This is a genomic window from Paenarthrobacter sp. UW852, assembly GCF_024608385.1.
In the GTDB taxonomy this organism is placed as follows: domain Bacteria; phylum Actinomycetota; class Actinomycetes; order Actinomycetales; family Micrococcaceae; genus Arthrobacter.
Window position 1 is genome coordinate 624956 of record NZ_JAMSGY010000002.1, and the last position, 19864, is coordinate 644819.

General features: G+C 63.3%; 21 protein-coding genes and 1 tRNA gene. 16 read left to right on the plus strand and 6 right to left on the minus strand.

Features of this window, described 5'->3' with window-relative positions; genetic code table 11:
* The first annotated feature begins 42 nt into the window (after positions 1 to 42).
* From NEK97_RS06060 to NEK97_RS06085, 6 genes are all read left to right on the plus strand, one after another.
* Entirely contained in the window at positions 43 to 924 is an 882-nt protein-coding gene (locus NEK97_RS06060; protein WP_257368990.1) for a carbohydrate ABC transporter permease, read from the plus strand.
* Positions 921 to 1823: a carbohydrate ABC transporter permease gene (locus NEK97_RS06065; protein WP_257368991.1), complete on the plus strand. Its 903-nt coding sequence runs from the start codon at positions 921 to 923 to the stop codon at positions 1821 to 1823. Before NEK97_RS06060 ends, NEK97_RS06065 begins: the two co-directional genes overlap by 4 nt.
* A gap of 38 nt (positions 1824 to 1861) precedes the next feature.
* A complete protein-coding gene (locus tag NEK97_RS06070; protein ID WP_257368992.1) occupies positions 1862 to 2941 on the plus strand; it encodes a LacI family DNA-binding transcriptional regulator in 1080 nt (359 codons plus the stop codon).
* A 115-nt stretch (positions 2942 to 3056) separates the two neighbouring features.
* Positions 3057 to 3950, plus strand: a complete 894-nt coding sequence (locus NEK97_RS06075) for a glucose 1-dehydrogenase (RefSeq protein WP_257368993.1) — start codon at positions 3057 to 3059, stop codon at positions 3948 to 3950.
* Between the two features lie 218 nt (positions 3951 to 4168).
* Positions 4169 to 4774: a CalY family protein gene (locus NEK97_RS06080; RefSeq protein WP_257368994.1), complete on the plus strand. Its 606-nt coding sequence runs from the start codon at positions 4169 to 4171 to the stop codon at positions 4772 to 4774.
* Between the two features lie 86 nt (positions 4775 to 4860).
* Complete coding sequence (locus NEK97_RS06085) at positions 4861 to 5268, plus strand: Hpt domain-containing protein (protein ID WP_257368995.1); 408 nt, start codon at positions 4861 to 4863, stop codon at positions 5266 to 5268.
* Between the two features lie 10 nt (positions 5269 to 5278).
* Here NEK97_RS06085 and arr read toward each other — a convergent pair whose 3' ends face one another.
* Positions 5279 to 5689, minus strand: coding sequence for an NAD(+)--rifampin ADP-ribosyltransferase (arr, locus tag NEK97_RS06090; protein ID WP_257368996.1), 411 nt, complete (start codon positions 5687 to 5689; stop codon positions 5279 to 5281).
* A gap of 88 nt (positions 5690 to 5777) precedes the next feature.
* Here arr and NEK97_RS06095 point away from each other — a divergent pair, with 88 nt between their 5' ends.
* The 3 genes from NEK97_RS06095 to NEK97_RS06105 all read left to right on the plus strand — a co-directional run bounded on the left by NEK97_RS06095 (position 5778) and on the right by NEK97_RS06105 (position 8603).
* A complete protein-coding gene (locus NEK97_RS06095; protein ID WP_257368997.1) occupies positions 5778 to 6290 on the plus strand; it encodes a DUF2306 domain-containing protein in 513 nt (170 codons plus the stop codon).
* On the plus strand, positions 6287 to 7063 hold the full coding sequence (locus tag NEK97_RS06100; protein WP_257368998.1) for an alpha/beta fold hydrolase: 777 nt from the start codon (positions 6287 to 6289) through the stop codon (positions 7061 to 7063). The genes NEK97_RS06095 and NEK97_RS06100 overlap by 4 nt, the downstream gene beginning before the upstream one ends.
* A 265-nt stretch (positions 7064 to 7328) precedes the next feature.
* On the plus strand, positions 7329 to 8603 hold the full coding sequence (locus NEK97_RS06105; RefSeq protein ID WP_257368999.1) for a Fic family protein: 1275 nt from the start codon (positions 7329 to 7331) through the stop codon (positions 8601 to 8603).
* A gap of 71 nt (positions 8604 to 8674) precedes the next feature.
* On the opposite strand, the gene NEK97_RS06110 is transcribed toward NEK97_RS06105, so the two are convergent.
* A tRNA-Thr gene (locus NEK97_RS06110) sits at positions 8675 to 8751 on the minus strand.
* A gap of 162 nt (positions 8752 to 8913) precedes the next feature.
* A complete protein-coding gene (locus NEK97_RS06115; protein ID WP_257369000.1) occupies positions 8914 to 9792 on the minus strand; it encodes a DsbA family protein in 879 nt (292 codons plus the stop codon).
* A 176-nt stretch (positions 9793 to 9968) separates the two neighbouring features.
* On the opposite strand from NEK97_RS06115, the gene NEK97_RS06120 reads away from it, so the two are divergent.
* The 5 genes from NEK97_RS06120 to NEK97_RS06140 all read left to right on the plus strand — a co-directional run bounded on the left by NEK97_RS06120 (position 9969) and on the right by NEK97_RS06140 (position 16656).
* Positions 9969 to 11471 carry a trehalose-6-phosphate synthase gene (locus NEK97_RS06120; RefSeq protein WP_306672814.1) on the plus strand — a complete coding sequence of 501 codons (1503 nt, stop codon included), beginning with the start codon at positions 9969 to 9971 and terminating at the stop codon, positions 11469 to 11471.
* Complete coding sequence (gene otsB / locus NEK97_RS06125; protein ID WP_257369001.1) at positions 11461 to 12264, plus strand: trehalose-phosphatase; 804 nt, start codon at positions 11461 to 11463, stop codon at positions 12262 to 12264. Before NEK97_RS06120 ends, otsB begins: the two co-directional genes overlap by 11 nt.
* 199 nt (positions 12265 to 12463) lie before the next feature.
* Positions 12464 to 13546, plus strand: a complete 1083-nt coding sequence (locus NEK97_RS06130) for an ABC transporter ATP-binding protein (protein WP_142936539.1) — start codon at positions 12464 to 12466, stop codon at positions 13544 to 13546.
* 105 nt (positions 13547 to 13651) lie between these two features.
* Positions 13652 to 15238 (plus strand): beta-N-acetylhexosaminidase, encoded by a 1587-nt coding sequence (locus tag NEK97_RS06135; RefSeq protein ID WP_257369002.1) that lies wholly within the window; start codon positions 13652 to 13654, stop codon positions 15236 to 15238.
* Positions 15235 to 16656 carry a DUF4032 domain-containing protein gene (locus NEK97_RS06140; protein WP_257369003.1) on the plus strand — a complete coding sequence of 474 codons (1422 nt, stop codon included), beginning with the start codon at positions 15235 to 15237 and terminating at the stop codon, positions 16654 to 16656. Before NEK97_RS06135 ends, NEK97_RS06140 begins: the two co-directional genes overlap by 4 nt.
* Positions 16657 to 16663: 7 nt before the next feature.
* On the opposite strand, the gene NEK97_RS06145 is transcribed toward NEK97_RS06140, so the two are convergent.
* Together NEK97_RS06145 and NEK97_RS06150 are read right to left on the minus strand one after the other, a co-directional pair.
* Positions 16664 to 17347: a GntR family transcriptional regulator gene (locus NEK97_RS06145; RefSeq protein ID WP_257369004.1), complete on the minus strand. Its 684-nt coding sequence runs from the start codon at positions 17345 to 17347 to the stop codon at positions 16664 to 16666.
* Positions 17348 to 17399: 52 nt separating this feature from the next.
* The gene (locus NEK97_RS06150; RefSeq protein ID WP_257369005.1) at positions 17400 to 17663 is read right to left on the minus strand and encodes a hypothetical protein; all 264 of its coding nucleotides are present in this window, start codon (positions 17661 to 17663) and stop codon (positions 17400 to 17402) included.
* Between NEK97_RS06150 and NEK97_RS19825 the strand changes: the two genes are divergently transcribed.
* Together NEK97_RS19825 and NEK97_RS06160 are read left to right on the plus strand one after the other, a co-directional pair.
* The gene (locus tag NEK97_RS19825) at positions 17653 to 17949 is read left to right on the plus strand and encodes an oligopeptide/dipeptide ABC transporter ATP-binding protein (RefSeq protein WP_374111513.1); all 297 of its coding nucleotides are present in this window, start codon (positions 17653 to 17655) and stop codon (positions 17947 to 17949) included. The two genes, NEK97_RS06150 and NEK97_RS19825, sit on opposite strands and share 11 nt — an antisense overlap.
* A 23-nt stretch (positions 17950 to 17972) precedes the next feature.
* Complete coding sequence (locus NEK97_RS06160) at positions 17973 to 19202, plus strand: amidohydrolase family protein (protein ID WP_257369006.1); 1230 nt, start codon at positions 17973 to 17975, stop codon at positions 19200 to 19202.
* Between the two features lie 83 nt (positions 19203 to 19285).
* On the opposite strand, the gene NEK97_RS06165 is transcribed toward NEK97_RS06160, so the two are convergent.
* On the minus strand, positions 19286 to 19774 hold the full coding sequence (locus NEK97_RS06165; protein ID WP_257369007.1) for a pyridoxamine 5'-phosphate oxidase family protein: 489 nt from the start codon (positions 19772 to 19774) through the stop codon (positions 19286 to 19288).
* Positions 19775 to 19864 lie beyond the last annotated feature (90 nt).

Consider the following 19864-nt stretch of genomic DNA (forward strand, 5'->3'; position numbering starts at 1 on the left):
CATGCGGGGGGCTGCAAAAGCCCCCGCACCGAAAGGCCCACCATGCTTCCCAACAGGTCAAGGACATCAGTCCTGGTATTCCTGCTCCCGCCCCTCCTGCTCTATTGCGCAGCCGTGCTTTTCCCGATCCTCCAGTCGTTGTTCCTGAGCTTCTTCTCGTGGAACGGCATCAGCGACATGGAGTTCGTCGGACTGGCGAATTACGTCAGGATGCTCACTGCCGATGACATTTTCTGGCGCTCATTCTTCAATGCCCTGCTTTACCTGGTCATCTGCCTGGTCCTGCAACTCGGCGGCGCCCTGGTGGTCGCCAGCCTGCTGACCTCCCTGCGTCGCGGTCGGGAACTCATCAAGACCCTCTACTTGCTGCCCGCCGTCATCTCGACCGTAGCCATTGCGTTCCTTTTCGTGCGCATCTACTCGATCGACCCCGTGGGCCTGCTGAACCAGTTGTTGCACTGGGTAGGCCTGGGGTCCTTGGAGCGGGCGTGGCTCTCTGATGTGAACACCGTCCTGGCAGCAGTGTCCGCGCCCGAAGGCTGGCGCTTCACGGGACTTTACATGCTCATCATCTACGCGGCCCTCATCGCCGTACCCAAGGAGCTCGAAGAAGCCGCGGTCCTTGACGGCGCCTCCAAATGGACGCTTTTCACCAAGATCCGGTTCCCGTACATCCGCCCGGTATGGATCACCACAACCATCATGGCCACCACCTATGGCCTGCGCGGGTTCGACATCCCCTACCTGATGACCAACGGAGGCCCGGGTCAATCGTCCGAGCTGCTGACTACGTATATGTACAAGACAGCATTCACCAGTACCGATTTCGGGTACGCAAGCACCATCTCCGTGTTCATCGTGATCGAGTGCCTCGTCGCCGTCGGCCTCATCCTGTTCATGCTCAAGCGGAAGGCAGACTCATGATCGCCCAGACAGCCCCGGCCACTAACCGCACCGCCCCACCACCGGCACCCGTTTACAAGCCGCGGCGCCGCAAGCCCAGCCTCTACCGGACCCTCTCGCGGGTCCTGATCATGCTCATCGTGATTGTCCAGGTCTACCCTCTGGCATGGCTGTTCCTCACCAGCCTTCGCACCGAACAGGACTTCGCCACGGGAGACCCGTTCGCACTTCCCGGTTCCCTCACCTGGGAGAACTACGCCCGCGCCTTCGAAACGGGAGACCTGGGCCGGAATATCCTCAACAGCTTCATCGTGACCATGGGCGCCAACCTGCTCATTGTCTTGTTCGGAATGATGGCCGCCTACGCCATCCAGGTTCTGGGCTTCCGTTTCAGCCGGTTCGTTCGCGGCCTGTTCCTGGTCGGGATTATTGTTCCCGTCCAAATCGCACTTGTCCCGCTCTTCATCGATTACTCAACCGTGAACCTGCTGGACACCTATCAGTCGATGATTATCCCGCTGGCCGGATTTGCCGTCCCGATGTCGGTTTACCTGTTCTCGTCATTCTTCGAATACATTCCCCGCGAAACCTACGAAGCCGCTTCCTTGGACGGCGCCGGACCATACCGGATATTCGGTCTCATCACCCTGCCGTTGTCATTGAACACCGTGGTCACAGTGGTCCTGGTCAACAGCATCTTTATCTGGAACGACTTCATTTTCGCCAACACGTTTGTCCTTTCGGAGGAACTGAAAACTATCCCGTTGGGCCTGCAAAACTACATCGGCGCCATGGGCAAGGTTGACTGGACGGCCACCTTCGCAGCAGTGTGCGTAACCATCACGCCATTGCTCCTGGTTTTCCTGGTGCTGAACAAGGCCATGATCCAGGGCCTTGAAAGCGGGGCGACCAAGGGATGACGGCATCCACGGGCGGATATACTCCTGGTGGAGGACAGATGATTTCGCAGGAGAAAAATCCGGGCAACGCGGCCACCCCCGACGTTCCTGTCACAAGGGACCGCGTACATCCAGTGACCCTCCGCGAAGTGGCAGAAGCAGCCGGCGTTTCCACGGCCACAGTTTCCCTGGTGATCAACAAGAAAAAGAACGCGCGCATCGCGGACGAAACGCGCCGGCGCGTCAACGACGCCATTCGGCAGCTCGGATACCGTCCCAATGCGATGGCCAAGAACCTGGTCAGTGGAACCTCAAAGTTCATCGGGCTGGTAGCCGACGGAGTTGCTACCACCCCCTTCGCCGGCCAGATCATCCACGGCGCACAGGACGAAGCCTGGAAACACGGGTACGCGCTCCTGATAGCCAACACCGAGGGCAACGTGGACCTGGAAAAAGACGCCATTGCCATGATGCTGGAGTACAAGGTCCGCGGCATCCTGTATTCCACCTGGTTCCACCGGCCTACCGAGGTTCCGTCGACGTTGCGGGAATCCGATTTTGTCCTGGTCAACTGCTTTTCGCCGGATTCGCCGTCTGCCCGGGCTGTGGTTCCGGACGAGGCCCAGGGCGGGCAGTCGGCAACGGAGATCCTCCTCCGCGGAGGCCACCGCCGGATCGCCTTCATCAACGCCACCACCCCTGCCCCGGCAAAGGACGGACGGCTCGCCGGCTACCGTGCAGCGCTGGATGCTGCGGGCATACCGTTCGACCCTTCACTGGTTCTGGAGGCTTACCCGGACCAGGAAGGCGGCTACGGCGCCACCGGCGAGCTCTTGGAACTCGACGTGTCCGCCGTCTACTGCTACAACGACCGGATGGCCATGGGCCTGTACGACGGCCTGCGGGAGAACGGCCTGTCCATCCCGGACGACATCGCGGTGGTGGGGTTCGACAACCAGGAAGTCATCGCAGCACACCTTCGCCCGCCGCTCTCCACCGTATCGTTGCCCCACTACGAGCTCGGGGCGGCCGGCGTCCGTATGCTGCTGGGCATCGAGGCCGCCCCGGACGGCGCTGCTTTGAAAATCGAATGCCCGGCTGTTGAGCGTGCCTCCGTCGCCGTTCACTCGGCGGCATAGACACGGGTATCCGCCTGCGACTTGGCACGCACACCTCCACGTGCCTAAGGTAGAAATCGTAAGCCTACTTAGCTTTTCCGTCCGAGTTCCACGATGAAGGACCAGGAGGACCACCATGACTGACCAGTACACCTTCCGAAACCCGGTCACCGCCTACGAGCACATTTCCCCGCCCAAGCAGCACCAGCCTGAGCCCGGCCTCGACGCAGAACTGACGCCGAAGGCGGACCTAGGCGAAGAAAGCTACCGGGGCACGGGGCGGCTGGAAGGACGCAAAGCGATCATCACCGGGGCCGACTCCGGCATTGGAGCCGCTACCGCCATCGCCTTCGCACGCGAGGGTGCCGACGTCGTCCTTTCCTACCTGCCCGAGGAGGAAGAAGACGCGGCCCGGATCGCCAACCTCATCGAAGCCGCAGGCCGCAAGGCCGTCAAGGTTCCCGGCGACCTCAAGGACTCAACCACCTGCCAGGAACTCGTGGACACCGCCGTCGCTGTGTTGGGCGGGGTGGACATCCTGGTCAACAACGCCGGCAAGCAGGTGGCCCAGAAGGACCTCGCCGACATCACGGACGAGCAGTTCGACCACACGCTGAAGACCAACGTGTACGCGATGTTCTGGCTGACCAAGGCCGCACTCCCGCACTTGGAGCCAGGCTCAACCATCATCAACACCACCTCCATCCAGGCGTACAACCCCTCGCCGACACTGGTGGATTACGCCACCACCAAGGCAAGCATCAACAACTTCACCAAGGGCCTGGCGCAGCAGCTTGCGCCCAAGGGAATCCGGGTGAACGCGGTGGCTCCAGGACCGATCTGGACACCGCTGCAGGTCAGCAGCGGTCAGCCGAAGGAGGAACTGCCCGAATTCGGCCATTCGACTCCCCTGGGCCGCGCCGGCCAACCCGCTGAGCTCGCTCCGGCGTATGTCTTCCTCGCCTCGCCTGAATCCAGCTACGTGGTGGGCGAAACGCTGAACGTCAACGGCGGCAACCCCACCCCGTAGGACCGCTTTAACTGAATAACGACGCCGGTGCCTCCCCCTTGCGGGGAGGCACTGTTGCGTTTGGCGCGAGTCTTGAGGTTTTCCTGAGGGACTGTTGCGGGTTTGCAGGATTGGTTCTTGAGGGTGGCCCGGCACAGTAGTTCTTGTCAGCCAGAGAGGCTGGAACGAAGAACGGCCGGCCGGTCTCACGGTGGCCTACCGAAAGGACACTGATTCCCATGGCCATCAGCCTCAAGACCACCTCCGGCAAGATCCTCGCTTCCGTCGCACTGGTCGGCACCGCAGCCGCCGTCGCCGGAATGGGAACCTACGGCGCGTTCACCTCCTCGACCTCCGCCTCACAGGCCGTCACCGCAGGAACCGTCACCATCGCCCTGGGCACCGGCGCCAACAACACCCTCAACGTCCCCGTCGCGGGCCTGCTGCCCGGGGACAAAGTCGAAAAGCTCGTCACCCTGGCCAACACCGGCAACTCCGACCTGAACAACGTCACCCTCACCACCTCCGCCGGCGCCACCGGATCCCTGCTCACCACCGACACCACCAACGGCCTGCAACTGACCATCGAAAACTGCTCCGTTGCCTGGACCGGCACCGCCGCCCCCTACACCTGCGCCGGCACCAAAACCACCGTCCTGGCCTCGGCGCCGGTCATCACCGCGAACAAGGTCCTGAACAACCTGACCTCCCTGACGAGCACCAAGACCGACAACCTCAAAGTCACCACCGCCTTCCCCACCACCGCGGACAACACCTTCCAAGGCGCCACCTCCACCATCGCCTTCTCCTTCACCGGCACCCAACGCACCGAAACCACCAAGTAACCACCACCGCACCACCAAGCCCCGGGGGCCGGCCCGTTTGCCCTTCAGGCCGGTCCCCGGTCCACACCCGAAAGGAAGTCCAGGAGATGAGCGCACCGCGAAACAACCGTGAAGGCCTCGACCTGGACCGGCTCCGCAGCCTGGCCGATGACCTCGGCGATCCCGCACCCGCATTGAGGTTCCTCACCAAGTACCTGTCCATGCTTACCGGCCGCGTTGAACGGATCGCGCGGGCCGTGGAACAGGGAGACGAGGAAGAGACCACCAACGCTGTCCTGAGCCTGAAGATCAGCTCAGCGATGGTCGGGGCACTCGAAACCGAGCACCAATGCCGGGCCATCGAATCCATGATCAGGGAAGACCACTTCGACTACGCTGCCGACGCGCTTCCGGCCCTCCGGCAGACCGCGGACCGCTGCGTGGCAGCCCGATCGGACCTCATCAGCGCGGCCCACGCCTCCATGACACGGCACGGTGGATTCTTCCGGGCCTGAAGCGCTGGTACTAGTTGATGATCTCGCCGCGTTCGTCCACAAGGATGGCGCCGAGGCGTTCCTTCCAAGCATTCAGTGCCTCCGGGGCCAGCCTGGTCCAGTCGGTAACTTCGCCGATCACGCGGAGTGGCGCAGCGCTCCGATACGAACGGGTGGGGTTGCCTGGAAACTTCTTGTCCGTCACGTTCGGATCATCCTCGAAGGGTCCGGTCGGTTCCACAGCGTAGACCCGCGGCTCACCGTCCCCGGCTGCGAGCTCAGCGGCAAGTCCCGCACCGTCCCTCAGCGCAGTGAAGTAGATGTGGTTCATAATCACTTCCGGACGATAGTTGGACCTGAAGCCCGCCCTCAGGAGGTCACCCTCCCGGAGGTCTGCCTTGGTGCCGTGGAAGAATGGGCCGTCGTCACGTGGTTGGGTCACGGGACCACCCTAACCCCGCGACACGAAGCTCCGTAGCCTTCAACCGGGCTGAGGCGGATCGGTCCGCGCTGACGGCTAGGCTGGCCGTATGCCTTCGCCGTGGACATTCCTCATTGCATTGCACGCCATCGCCGCAGGCTACGCGCTGATCTTCGGCGCCGTGAACCTGCTCCGCCGCAACAAAGGCAGTGTGGCGCACAGGATTCTGGGCCGTATCTGGGCTGCGGCAATGTACGTCGTGGTGCTTACCTCCTTCGGGATCCGGACCATTGACGGCGGGTTCAACTGGCTCCATGCTCTCTCGGTTCTGACTTTCTGCACGCTGACCGTCGGCTTATGGTCGGTACGCAAAGGCAACATCCGAGCCCACCAACGCTTCATGACCGGGAGTTACTTTGGCCTTTTCGGAGCCTTCATCGGCGTGGTGGCCGTCCCGGATCGGCGGCTCCCCCAGATGGCTGTTCACGACCTCGCGGCCCTCACCCTGTGGGCTGGAGCCCTCGCACTCACCGCAGGACTCACCGTTGCCGGCCTGCTGCAATTGCGCCCAGGACCGGGGCCCAGCCCAGCATCCGGGAGCAGGGATAAAGTGGCACAGTGAACTTCGCCGAAGCGCCCGACGGCACCGGACTCGCCTGGACGTCCGAGGGCGAAGGCGAGCCACTGCTCCTCATCGCCGGACAGGCAACGGCAATGGATGGTTGGGGCCCGACGGCGGAACTCTTGTCGCGCTTTTACCGCGTCATCCGCTTCGATCACCGAGGGATTGGACGGAGTGGGCGGGGTGACGCCGATCGGTACACCACGCGGCTCCTCGCCGAAGACGCAGCAGCTGTCCTCTCCGCCGCCGGAGCGGACAACGCACATGTGTACGGCCACTCAATGGGTGGGCGCGTTGGGCAATGGTTGGCCATTGATCATCCGGAGACGGTCCGCACCTTGATCCTCGCCGCCACCAGTGGCGGCAAATGGCCGGATCCGGCAACCCAACCCGAAAGAGCCGCCCTCGAAGCGCTGGTGGGCGGCGACATGTCCCGGCTTGAACCGCTCTTCTTCGACGCCGACTGGGTCCGGCGCAATCCTAAGGCGACGCATGCTTTCTTCAATTCCCCGGCCTCGGCATGGGCCAAAGCCCGGCATTTCAGGGCGAGTCGGGACCACGATGCGTGGAGTGAACTGGGGTCCATCAAGGCACCCACTTTGATACTTCATGGGACTGATGACCGGCTCACGCCATTGCCCAATGCACTTCTCCTCCGCCGGCACATTCCACGGTCAGTTCTGGTTCGGGTGGCGGGCGGGGGTCACGGGCTGCATTTGGACCACCCCGAAACAGTCGATTGGATCCGGCAGTTCATTGCCCGCACGACGTGAACGCAAGCCTCCCTGGCTGCGCGGCTTATCCGACCGGCTGGAGTTTAGGATCCTCACCGAGTTGGCTGGTGGGCACTTTGTAGGTTTCCCTCAAGCGGACCATGGATGTTGGTTCCCTCCCATCATCCGGTTCAGGCAGAAGCGTTGGTCCGCAGCGGTCGTAGACGTTCGACTGAGCGCCGGCAACATGAGAACCAGGGACGCTGATATTCTCATTTCACACTCACTATGAGAAAATCAGGGTTAAACCTTCTCAAAGGAAACCATGGACTCCCAGGCTAGACACCCGCACGGCATCCCTGCCGGCGGACAGTTTGCCGCAAACCCGCACGCCGAACCAAGCGTCTCCCTGTTCGACGGCGCCGGGGGCTGGCCGGCAATTGGCTATGAGGAGCATCCGTGGGAAACCGACCCCAACCGTGGCGCCTCCCGACGGCAGCGGCTGCTGGCCCGCGGACCCTATGAGGCCGCAGTCGCTCCCGAGATCGCTGGCCTGGATCCGGCCATTGATTCCCGAACCCAGGCGTTGGCAGAAGCGGCGACAGTGGAGATGGTCCGCTTCGACTCTGAGCTGGGCCGGGATACCACACCGTTCGCGGCGCTGCTACTGCGCAGCGAGTCCGCCTCCAGCTCCCAGATTGAGAACCTGACCGCTGGCGCCCGCAAGATCGCCCTGGCCCAGCTTGGTGACACCTCCAGCACAAACGCCTCACTGATCGCCTCCAATGTCAGGGCCCTGCAGGCTGCGATCGACCTGTCCGAGGACCTGTCAGTGCAGAACATCGCGGTCATGCACCACGCCCTGCTGAACGCCTCAGACGAAAACATCGCCGGTGAGTACCGGGACGCGCAGAACTGGATCCGCGGCAACTCCCCACACACGGCCGAGTTCGTCCCGCCCCACCCGGATCGGGTGATGCCGGCAGTCGAGGACCTGGTGACCTTCATGCAGCGTGACGACATCCCGGCCCTGACCCAAGCGGCGATCGCGCACGCCCAGTTCGAAACCATCCACCCATTCGCCGACGGCAACGGCCGCACCGGGCGAGCCATCGTCAGCGCCCTGCTGCGTGCTAAGGGCGTCACCGAGAACGTCACCGTGCCCGTGTCCTCGGGATTGCTGACCGATACCCGCCTGTACTTCCACGCACTGGGCGCCTACCGCGAAGGGGACATCCAGCCGATCGTGGAGCGCTTTGCCGAGTCCGCTGTCCGCGCCGTCGACAACGGCCGGCAACTGACGACAGACATTGAGGCGGTAGAAGCAAGCTACAGGGAACGCCTGGCGGGTGCACCCTCATCCGTCCGTAAAGTCCTGGACCTGGTACCAAAGGAGCCGGCACTGACGGCTGAAATGGTCGCCGAACACACTGGGGCCTCCATGGCCACCGCCTACCGGGCAGTGGAACGGCTGGAACACGCGGGCGTCTTGGCATCCGCCGGAAAAATCCGCGGCACCCGGGTTTGGGTGGCTCCGGACATCATCGCAGCCCTGGACGCCTTCGCCGACCGGGCAGGACGCAGAAACAGGCATCGATAAAGACCGGACGCGTTCTACAGAGCAGCAGAAAAACCCCTCCATCCCGGCAAGCGCCGGAATGGAGGGGTTCGTGGAGCCCCCTGTCGGATTCGAACCGACGACCCCCGCTTTACAAGAGCGGTGCTCTGGCCAACTGAGCTAAGGAGGCGAAACAACACAACAGCGCCGCCGAAACAACGCTAGACAAGGTTAGCCCACACCCTCCCCCGCAACGAAATTCACACGCAGGGCGGTACCACGAGACTCAAAACAAACAGCGGCCGGTCACCCAGCAAGGGGTGACCGGCCGCCGTCGTAATTCAAGGAAGGCTTAGCCCTTTGCCGTGATGGCCGTCTGGATTTCAGCGTTCAGGTCCGTGGAGCCGTCCCACTGCTTGCCGTCGACAAAAACGGTAGGCGTACCCGTGACGCCGATCGCTGCGGCTTCCTGCGTAGCAACCTTCACCCAGGGGCGGTACTGCTTGCTGTCGACGCAGGAGTCGATGTTTGCCGCACCTACCTCGGTGGCCATGGCCTTCAGGTCCTTGTCAGAGATGCCTGCGCTGCCTTCAGCCGGCTGGCGCTCAAAGAGGAGGTTGAAGAAGTCCGCGTACTTTTCCGGGGAAGAGTTCACCACGCAGGCCGCAGCGTTGGCCGCCCGCGAGGAGTAGTTGGTGGTGGACTGCTGGTCCAGGAAGCCAAGAGCGCGGTATTCGAGGGAGATTTTTCCATCGTTGCGGAGCTTGGTCAGCGAGTCACCGTATGTGGTCTCGAAACGCTTGCAGACGGGGCAGATGAAGTCGATGTAGGCGACCACCTTGACCGGCTTTCCGGCCTCAGCCTCGCCACCGGGAACAGTCACGGTTGCGGGCTTGCTGGCCAGCGGAGCAGGAACATCGGCCACGTTGACGCTGGCGGGTTCGGACTTCACAACCTCGCTGTTGGCCAGCAGAGTGACGCCACCGTGGACGTTCCCGTTTGCGGGGGTGGGGCCGTTGTCGGCAATCGGCGCGTTGTTCTGGACGTTACCAACAACCACGAACGCCACCACCGCGATGATGACAACGATGGCAACCACGATGCCCCAGCCGACCAGAAGCTTGTTGCGCTTCTCTTTCTTCAACTGCTCTTCGCGGATTGCGCGCGCTTTTTCCCGTGCCTGGGCGGTGCGCTCAGCCTTGGACAGGCGGGATTCGTTTGCGGGGCTCATCAGTTCCTCGGGTTACTCGACGTCGTAGTGAATATCTAGGGCAACGGGGACAGTTTACGGGAGCGAACTTGGAGCTCTACCGCACACCCTCCCGCCCGGTTGTTGAACGATCAACTGCCCGTGAAGATTCCACTAGTAGGCTGGGAGTTGAGTCACAGCAACCCCAGGGAGCGTTAATGCAGGAACCGGCAAGCGAAAAACTCAGTACCGAACAAGCCCCCAAGGCTTCTCCAACCAAGAAGCCTACGGCCAGCACGTTCGATTTCATGGTGGTTTCCAACCGGCTGCCCGTAGACCGTTGCAGCAGTGACGGCGACGGCGACGGCGGTGACGGCTGGCGCCGTTCGCCCGGCGGCCTGGTCACGGCCCTGGCCCCCATGATGACAAAGTCCGACGGCGCGTGGGTGGGTTGGCATGGGGCCCCCGACGAGACGGTCCGGCCCTTCAGCCACGAAGGCATGGACCTGGTCCCGGTCCAGCTCAGCAGCCACGAAGTTGAACTGTATTACGAGGGCTTTTCCAACGCGACCATCTGGCCGCTTTACCATGACGTTATCGCCCCGCCGGAGTTCCACCGTACGTGGTGGGACTCCTACCGGACGGTCAACAAGAAGTTCGCCGACGCCGTCATCCGCCACGCCGCGGACGGTGCCACTGTGTGGGTCCAGGACTACCAGCTCCAACTGGTTCCCCGCCTGCTGCGCCAGGCCCGGCCGGACCTGAAGATCGGCTTCTTCAACCACATCCCGTTCCCTCCGCCGGAAATTTTCGCGCAACTGCCCTGGCGCCGCGAGATCATCGACGGCCTGCTGGGGGCGGACCTTCTGGGCTTCCAGCGTCCCAGCGATGCCGGCAACTTCATGCGCTCCGCACGCCGGTTCCTGGGCGCCAGCGTCAAGCAGCAGCAGGTCCACGTGAAGGGCCCCGACGGCGAAGTCACCCACATCGCCCGGGCCCAGGCCTTCCCGATCTCCATCGACGTGGACCAGATCCGGGAGCTGGCAAGCAATCCGGACATCATTGAGCGTGCCAAGCAGATCCGCCGGGACCTCGGCAACCCAAAGACCATCCTCCTGGGCGTCGACCGGCTCGACTACACCAAGGGAATCGGGCACCGGCTCAAGGCCTTCGAGGAACTCCTCGCCGACGGGCAGATCAAGGTCGAGGACGCCACGCTCATTCAAGTGGCCAGCCCCAGCCGCGAGCGCGTGGAACAGTACAGGCTGCTGCGCGAGGAAATCGAAGGCACCGTCGGTCACATCAACGGCACCTATGACACAATCCAGAACACAGCCGTCCGCTACCTGCACCACAGCTACCCGGTGGAGGAGATGGTGGCGCTGTACCTGGCCGCCGACGTCATGTTGGTGACCGCGCTGCGCGATGGCATGAACCTGGTGGCCAAGGAGTATGTGACCGCCCGCGCCGATGACAACGGGGCGTTGGTGTTGAGCGAATTCGCCGGCGCCGCCGACCAGCTCAAGCAGGCATTCCTCATCAATCCGCACGACATCGACGGCCTCAAATCAGCCATCCTCCGCGCGGTCAACCTCGAGCCCAAAGAGGCCCGCCGTCGCATGAAACTGATGCGGAAGCAGATCCTGGATCACGACGTCGATCACTGGTCGGCCGAGTTCCTGGCCGCACTTGAGGAAAAGGTGGTCCGCGATGACAGCTGAGAAACTGTCCTTGAAGCCCGAACTGCTGGACGCCATCCGACGCATCGCCAACACCGAGCATCTCTTGGTGGCCCTCGACTTCGACGGCACGCTCTCCCCTCTGGTGGACCGCGCAGAGGACGCCCGGCCGCTCCCGCGGTCCGCCGCCGCTTTGGCGGAACTCGCCGAACTTCCATGCACGACGACGGCACTCATCTCAGGCCGGGCATTGGACAGCTTGCGGCTGGTCGCCTCCCCTCCGGCCGCCACGCTGCTGGTTGGGAGCCACGGGGCAGAGGTCTGGCTGGGCGAAGGCTCCCACGGTTTGGAACTGGACGAGGAACAGCGCACAACGCTGGCTGCAGTTCGTGATGTGCTCCAGGAAATCGTGGAGACGGCTCCCGGGACGGTGCTCGAAGACAAGCCTGCCGGTGTCGTCCTCCATACGAGGATGGCAAAGGACGACGTTGCCGAGGACGCTGTGGAAGCCGCTACGCGCGTGCTCCGCGAATATGCAGGTGTCTATTTGAAGACGGGCAAGCGGGTGCTGGAAACCTCGGTAGTCCACGCTTCAAAGGGTGAGGCTGTGGAGTTCCTCCGGCAGGCAACCGGCGCGACGGCCATACTGTTCGCCGGGGATGACGTCACGGATGAGGATGCCCTGGGCCGGCTGATGGGTGATGACGTGGGCATCAAAGTCGGCTTGGACTTCACCCAAGCGCAGTACCGCGTGGAGGCTCCAGTCCACATGGCGGAGCTGCTGGAGGCGCTGCTGAGGGAGCGTCGCCGCGTGGTCGGAACGCCCGACCGGTGACCAACAGCACATGTGACCTTTGTAACATTTAGGTCTTTCATCCAAAAGTCTGACATACTCTTGGATGTGATGTGACGCACAGCACCGTGCGACGTCACACGATCCTCCCCGGCCAATGGCCGGGGAGTTCAACTGAAGAAAATGAACCATTCACAACGGATCGTCCGGCACGTACCTGCCGGTGAAGGGATTGATAACTGTGGCTACAGTTACTTTTGATAACGCTACGCGTCTGTACCCGGGCACAGATAAGCCCGCCGTCGATAAGCTCAACATCGACATCGCCGATGGCGAATTCCTGGTCCTCGTTGGACCCTCCGGTTGCGGTAAGTCCACCTCGCTGCGCATGCTCGCAGGCCTTGAGGACGTCAACGCAGGCCGCATCCTCATTGGCGACCGCGACGTCACGGACGTTCCGCCGAAGGACCGCGACATCGCAATGGTCTTCCAGAACTACGCCCTCTACCCGCACATGACCGTTGCGGACAACATGGGCTTCGCCCTGAAGATCGCTGGCGTTTCCAAGGAAGAGCGCGCAGAGCGTGTCCGCGAAGCCGCCAAGCTCCTCGACCTCGAGCAGTACCTGGACCGCAAGCCGAAGGCACTCTCCGGTGGTCAGCGCCAGCGTGTTGCCATGGGCCGCGCAATCGTCCGTAACCCCCAGGTCTTCCTCATGGATGAGCCGCTTTCCAACCTTGATGCCAAGCTCCGCGTTCAGACCCGTACGCAGATCGCATCCCTGACGCGCCGCTTGGGCGTCACCACGGTTTACGTGACGCACGACCAAGTCGAGGCCATGACCATGGGTGACCGCGTGGCTGTGCTGAAGGACGGACTGCTGCAGCAGGTTGACACCCCGCGCAACCTGTACGACCGCCCGCAGAACGTCTTCGTAGCAGGCTTCATCGGCTCCCCGGCCATGAACCTTCTGGAACTGCCCGTTGTTGACGGCGGCGTTCAGTTCGGCGGAACGGTTTACCCCGTGCCGCGCGATGTCCTCCAGGAAGCACACGGCCAGACGGTTACCGTTGGCTCGCGTCCGGAAGACCTCGAGACGGTTGGCAACGGCGAAGGCCTCCAGGTTGAGGTCGACGTTGTTGAAGAACTCGGCGCCGACGCTTACGTCTACGGCCACACCATCCTTGATGGCAAGAGCCACGACATCGTTGCCCGCGTCGACGGCCGCCGTCCCCCGATGAAGGGCGAGTCCATCTTCGTCCGTCCGCAGTCCGGCCACGTGCACCTGTTCGACACCAAGACCGGCCTCCGCCTGGGCGACTAAGTCCCCACCGGCGCTGACGCGTCTGTACGTTCCGCATTGTGATAGCGGCCCGACCCCTCACGGTCGGGCCGCTCTCGCGTTAACCTTTCTCCCAGGAAGAACGGCATGAACACGACAGATACCCTGATCCCCCGCCCCTCGCACGTCGAACACCTGGACAGCCCTGCCTTCACGCTCTCCCCCAAAGCCCGGATCGTGGCCAGTGATCCTGCCGTGCCCGTCGCTGAGCAGCTTGCCTCGCTCCTGCGTCGCGGCACCGGTTTCGAGCTGCCCATAACGGAGGACGCCCGCCCCGGTGACATCGTCCTCGAGCTGGTGGACATGTTCGACGGCGGCCCGGAAGCGTACTCGCTCACTGTCACCAGCGATGCCATCCGGCTTTCGTCCTCCACTGATGCCGGCCTGTTCAACGGAGTGCAGACACTGCGGCAGCTTTTCCCCGCATCCATCGAGGGTACGGAGTCGGGCGCCGATGGCGTCTGGGTGATTCCCGCCGTCGAAATCGTTGACGCGCCGCGTTTCGCCTACCGTGGCCTCATGCTGGATGTTGCCCGCAACTTCTTCACTGTGGAGGAGGTGAAGGAGCAGATCGATGTCATGACCCAGTTCAAGCTGAATGCACTGCACCTGCACCTAACCGATGACCAGGCGTGGCGCATCGAAATTCTGGAGCCCAAGGAGAATCCGTCCGGGCTGGACTACGCGAACCTCACCCGGCTGGGCGGCACGGGCGCCGTCGAGGTCCCCACTGCCGTGCCCGCGCGCGGCAACTCGGGCTTCTACACGCAGCAGGATTTCCGGGACATCCAGGCGTACGCCGCCAGCCGCAATGTCCTGGTGGTGCCGGAAATCGACCTCCCCGGGCACGTCAACGCCGCCCTCGCCGCCATCCCGCAGCTCAGCCCGGACGGCGAGGCCAAACCCATGAGCACCACGGCCGAGGTTGGCTGGTCAACCATGAGCGCGGACCTACCGGCCACGTACGAGTTCGCCCGCGAAGTCCTCGGACAGCTCGCCGACATCACAGTAGGCCCGTACCTGCACATCGGCGGAGACGAAGCCCACGTCACAGCACACGACGACTACGTCGCCATGGTGCAGCAGTTTGTCCGGATAGCCGCCGCGACGGGCAAGGCCGTGGTGGGTTGGAACGAGTTTGCCGCCGTCGAGCTTCCGGAAGATGCGGTGATCCAGTACTGGCACGGCGATCTGGAGGCCACCGTGCGACAGGCCCATAACAGCGGAACACCGGTCATCATGTCCCCCGCAGCGAACACCTACCTGGACCAGAAATATGATCCGGAAAGTCCTGTTGGTTTGTCGTGGGTGGAAGGCGGCCCCTTCACCTGGTCCGAGTATTACAACTGGGACCCGGCCCAGAGCGGCCTGCACGACGAACAGATCCTCGGCGTCGAAGGCCCCCTGTGGTCTGAGACGGTACGGAACAACAAACAGGCCCAATGGCTCCTGTACCCACGGGCGGTCTCACTGGCGGAAGTGGCCTGGTCCGGCCAGGAAGTCCGCAACGCCGGTGACTTCCGACGTCGGCTCGGCGCCTTGGGTGAGCGGCTCACGCGGCAAGGCGTCGTCTTCCAGGAAGCGCCCGACGTCGAATGGTCGGCGAAGCCGGAGTACCCCTTTTCAGGCGCGATGACCGCCGGCGACCCCAAGTACGGAACAATTGAGGCATGAGCGAGCAAAACGGAGCCCAGTGGCACGACGAACCCACCGACTACGGGCAGATCGGCAAGCTCCCCAGGACTGAGGCAGCCAGCGCGCAGGACACCGCACCGCCGGCCAGCGTGATCGGTTCGCTGAACATCACTGCTGCGGCAGCCGATCCCGAGCTGCTGGACCTGCCGTGGCACATCGCCCTGGAGGACTGGCCAGCCGAGAACCTCGCCGCCCTGCCCCGCGGTATTTCCCGGCACATCGTCCGTTTTGCCCACCTTGGCGGATCGGTCATTGCCATCAAGGAAACCTCAGAACACGTCGCCCGCCACGAGTACCACATGCTCCGTAAGCTGGCCCGGCTGGACGTTCCCTGCGTGGAACCCGTGGCCGTCATCACCGGCCGCACCACCGCGGATGGGCGTCCGCTGAACCCCGTACTGGTCACCCGGCACCTGAAATTCTCCATGCCCTACCGCGCGTTGTTCTCCCAGATGCTGCGGAAGGACACGCTGACCCGCCTCATTGACGCGCAGGCGCTGTTGCTGGTGCGCCTGCACCTGGTGGGTTTCTATTGGGGTGACGTGTCACTGTCCAACACGCTGTTCCGCCGCGACGCCGGCGCTTTCGCCGCTTACCTGGTGGACGCAGAAACGGGTGAACTCTACCCGGACCTTTCCATGGGCCAGCGTGAATATGACCTCGAAATAGCCCGGGTGAACATTGCCGGTGAACTGATGGACCTGTTGGACGGTGGGCTGATCGAGGAAAAGGTCGACCCGGTAGCCACCAGCGAGCTGATCATGGACAGCTACCGCCGGCTCTGGACCGAGCTCACGGAGAAGGAATCCTTTGAGCTCGGCGAGCGTTGGCGCGTGGGTGCGCGCATCCGCCGCCTCAACGAGCTGGGCTTCGACGTCGAGGAATACGCCATCAAGACCACGGCGGACGGCTCCACCATCCAGCTCCAACCCAAAGTGGTCGACGCCGGCCACCACCAGCGGCGGTTGCTCCGTCTCACGGGCCTGGACGCCCAGGAGAACCAAGCCCGCAGGCTGTTGAACGACATGGACCAGTTCCGTGCCGACAACAACCCGGAACTGGATGAGGAAATCAGCGCCCATATTTGGGTGAGCCAGATCTTCGAGCCGATCGTGCGTTCCATTCCGCGCCACCTGGCCGGGAAGCTGGAGCCGGCAGAGGTGGTCCATGAGGTCCTGGAGCACCGCTGGTACATGAGCCAGAAGCAGGACAGGTACGTCCCGTTGGCGGAGACTGTGCAGTCCTACCTGGACACCGTGCTGCAGCACCGCCGTGACGAAGCCGCCATCATGCTGAATCCGGACACTGAGTTGTTGAAGATCCTTGAGGTCGAAGTGGAGGAATCCGGCCGCTACGACGACGAGGATGAAGACGAGTACCCGGACGCCGACGACTAGTGGAGCTTCAGGGCTCCAACGTCTCGGCGAGCCCGGACAGGACCGGTTCGCGGCCCAGCTCGATGTGCGAGTACGCCAGGGAGTAGGCCAGGTCCGGCCGGCCTTTCAAGATGGCGTTGCAGAGCTCGGTGTGTTCGTCGCGTTGGAGTTCATTGCTTCGGTTGTGCGCCAGCCCGAAAATCCACCGCATCCGGCCGAATAGCGGCTTCACGGACTCGATCAGCAGGCGGTTTCCGGACAAACGGACGATTTCGGCGTGGAGCTCGGCACTGATCACGGCGACGTCTTCGCTCCGGTCCTCATCGATGGCCGCCGTGGAGGCCTGCATCAGCTCCTCCAACCGGCCGCCGTCAGCACCTTCTGCCACCCGGGTGGCAGCCATCCGGGCGGCGAACGTTTCCAGGCACAGCCGGATGTCGAACAGTTCGTTGACGTCGGTGAGGGTCAGCTGCCGGACCACGGCACCGCGGCGCGGGAACGTCTGGACAAAACCGTCCTGTTCCAGGCGTTGGATGGCTTCACGCACCGGAATACGCGAGACGTTGTAGACCTCGGAGAGTTCGCGTTCTCGTAAACGCATGCCCTGGGCATACGTGCCTGTGACTATGCCTTCGAGCACCAGTTGATAGACGTTCTCGGCGCGGGCCTCGTCGTCGCGGCCAGTTCCGGTTTCCGGCATCGCCTCAGCCACTGTCAAACCTTCCTTCACACCCTTGCACGCCTCGTGTGCCGGACGGCGCCGGTCAGCGTTCCAACCGAGCATACACGGGAGGAAACAGCTCATTGGCCGGGCGGTTCAGGGTGTCCCGAACGCTGTAGGCCTGGCGCATCTTGTCGAACAATTCCTGGCCCTTCAGGCGCCAATAGTCCAGGTCCACCCCGTCGATCACACCGTCAGCCATGATGGTTCGGCCGGCCACCACGGACAGCACAGCCTGGCGGGCTGTTCCGTTCAGGACAAGCGTCCGGAGTGGATCGTCGTGGACGCCGTCACGGATGTCTCCCAAGGAGAAGGATGTCCCTGTCCGCGACGCCTTGTTCAGCAACCCCTTGCACCCTTACACCAAGGCCCTGTTGTCAGCTGTGCCATTGCCGGATCCGCGTGCCGCCCGTGAACAGGTGAAGATCCGCCTTCGCGGCGACCTTCCTTCGCCGGCCAATCCACCCAGCGGCTGCGTCTTCCGCACCCGTTGTCCGCTGGTCGGCAACCAGATTCCCACACCAGCCACACCGGACGCACCCGCCTGCCACCACGCAGGTATGGCTGCCACGGTGCTGTCCGGTGTGCAATAGATTCACTACCAAAGGAGTAAACATTGAACACCCTGATCCGCGCCGTTCGCCCGTGGGGGCATGAGCTCAGCGACGTCAGCATTGTTTCGGGCCCAATGGGCGGCCAGATCACCGCCGTCGAACCTCACGACCCTGCCCGCGCAGTTCCGGAAGGCGTCACAGTGGTGGAGGGCCGGGGACGGCTACTCCTCCCGTCCTTTTCCGATGTCCATGTGCACCTCGATTCGACCCGGATAGGCTTGCCGTTCCGCGAGCACACCGGCGGTCCGGGCGTGTGGACCATGATGATGAACGACCGCCTCAACTGGCGCAACGCCGAGGTCCCCCTGCAGGACCGCGTCAACGACACCCTGGGCCGGATGATCGCGCGCGGCACCACCCGCGTGCGCTCATACGCGCAGGTGGATGTGGACTGCAGGCTCGAACGATTCGAGGCGGTGGCAGCGGCCAAGGAGAAGTTTGCGGGTCAGGCATCCGTGGACATCATCGCTTTCCCCCAGGCCGGGTTGTTGTTGGAAGAAGGCACAGTGGAACTCATGGAGGAAGCACTGAAGGCCGGTGCCGACGTCATGGGCGGCATCGATCCCTGTACTCTGGACCGGGATCCGGCCAAGCATCTGGACATCGTGTTCGGCCTGGCCGAGAAGTATCAGGTGCCCATCGATATCCATCTCCACGAGCCCGGCGAGCTGGGCGTGTTCAGCACGGACCTGGTACTCGAGCGCACCCGGGCCCTGGGCATGCAAGGCAAAGTGACCATGTCCCACGCATACCAACTGGGCAGCGTCAACGAGGCCACTACCCGCCGGCTCATTGACGCCTTCGCGGAGCTGGACGTCTCCTTGGCCTCGGTGGCTCCCGCTGCCGCAGGACAATTGCCCATCCCGCTTCTCACCGAAGCTGGCGTCCGTTTGGGCCTGGGCGAAGACGGCCAACGCGATTACTGGTCCCCTTACGGCAACACGGACATGCTGGACCGTACATGGCAGCTGGCGTTCACGCACGGTTTCCGCAAGGACGAGCTGATCGAGCACTGCCTGGCCATTGCCACCATCGGCGGCGCAAGCATCCTTGACCCCAGCGCTACCCGGCTCAAGGACACGGCTCACCGTCCCGGCGTCGAAGTTGGCGATCCTGCCGAACTGCTCCTGGTGGACGGCGAAACGGTGGCCTCCACGGTGATGGACCGCGGCAAGGACCGTACCGTGATCCATGCAGGCCGTGTGGTGGCTGACCAGTTGGAACTGGTCTAGCCGCTACGAAACCCGCTCTGGTTGGTTCTCCTCACCGTTGAGCGTGAGGAGTGCCGAACCAGGGCGGGTTTCGTTGTTAACGGCTACTCGCTTCGCGCAGTTGGCGCGTCATCCAGCGGCGTCCACCACGTCACAGCCGGAGTGACTGTGAAGCGACGGCCTGTGACTTTGCTGGGTGTGATGCGGATGAACTGGTCCTTCTGGCCGGCTTCCCACGGAAACAGCAGGAGCCCGATCGTGTCCAGCACGTCCTGGGTCAGCTTCACCGCGGACGCCTGGCCCCTGACCACGACGCTCCACGCCACGCCGGTTTCGGCGTTGACCCCGTCGGCCTCGATGGCCACCGGGGTGTCGCCAAGGGCCGCGTGGAGCTTGGTTCCTTCGCCGGTCCTGAAGACCAGGGTTCCGTGGTCCACTTTGTAATTCACGGGGAAAATATCGGGGTGGTCGTCCACCCACACAGCCAGCCTGCCAACTGATACGCCGCGCAAGAGCTCCCAACACTCGTTGGTTTCAAGGATTTCCGTAGCGGGGGTGGCTGGCTGATTCGTCCCTGATGCTGAGGTCGTCATATCGCCGAGGATACGCCGCAGAGTGACCCCCCGAAAGGCCCAGCCTGCCACCGGAAAGGCTGTCTTCAGCGCTAGGTGGTTCCACCGGCG

Excerpts from the sequence above, each read along its gene's own strand:
- NEK97_RS06060 (WP_257368990.1), top strand. The coding sequence starts at position 43 with ATGCTTCCCAACAGGTCAAGGACATCAGTCCTGGTATTCCTGCTCCCG.
- NEK97_RS06065 (WP_257368991.1), top strand. The coding sequence starts at position 921 with ATGATCGCCCAGACAGCCCCGGCCACTAACCGCACCGCCCCACCACCG.
- NEK97_RS06070 (WP_257368992.1), top strand. The coding sequence starts at position 1,862 with ATGATTTCGCAGGAGAAAAATCCGGGCAACGCGGCCACCCCCGACGTT.
- NEK97_RS06075 (WP_257368993.1), top strand. The coding sequence starts at position 3,057 with ATGACTGACCAGTACACCTTCCGAAACCCGGTCACCGCCTACGAGCAC.
- NEK97_RS06080 (WP_257368994.1), top strand. The coding sequence starts at position 4,169 with ATGGCCATCAGCCTCAAGACCACCTCCGGCAAGATCCTCGCTTCCGTC.
- NEK97_RS06085 (WP_257368995.1), top strand. The coding sequence starts at position 4,861 with ATGAGCGCACCGCGAAACAACCGTGAAGGCCTCGACCTGGACCGGCTC.
- NEK97_RS06095 (WP_257368997.1), top strand. The coding sequence starts at position 5,778 with ATGCCTTCGCCGTGGACATTCCTCATTGCATTGCACGCCATCGCCGCA.
- NEK97_RS06105 (WP_257368999.1), top strand. The coding sequence starts at position 7,329 with ATGGACTCCCAGGCTAGACACCCGCACGGCATCCCTGCCGGCGGACAG.
- NEK97_RS06115 (WP_257369000.1), bottom strand. The coding sequence starts at position 9,792 with ATGAGCCCCGCAAACGAATCCCGCCTGTCCAAGGCTGAGCGCACCGCC.
- NEK97_RS06120 (WP_306672814.1), top strand. The coding sequence starts at position 9,969 with ATGCAGGAACCGGCAAGCGAAAAACTCAGTACCGAACAAGCCCCCAAG.
- otsB (WP_257369001.1), top strand. The coding sequence starts at position 11,461 with ATGACAGCTGAGAAACTGTCCTTGAAGCCCGAACTGCTGGACGCCATC.
- NEK97_RS06135 (WP_257369002.1), top strand. The coding sequence starts at position 13,652 with ATGAACACGACAGATACCCTGATCCCCCGCCCCTCGCACGTCGAACAC.
- NEK97_RS06140 (WP_257369003.1), top strand. The coding sequence starts at position 15,235 with ATGAGCGAGCAAAACGGAGCCCAGTGGCACGACGAACCCACCGACTAC.
- NEK97_RS19825 (WP_374111513.1), top strand. The coding sequence starts at position 17,653 with ATGTCTCCCAAGGAGAAGGATGTCCCTGTCCGCGACGCCTTGTTCAGC.
- NEK97_RS06165 (WP_257369007.1), bottom strand. The coding sequence starts at position 19,774 with ATGACGACCTCAGCATCAGGGACGAATCAGCCAGCCACCCCCGCTACG.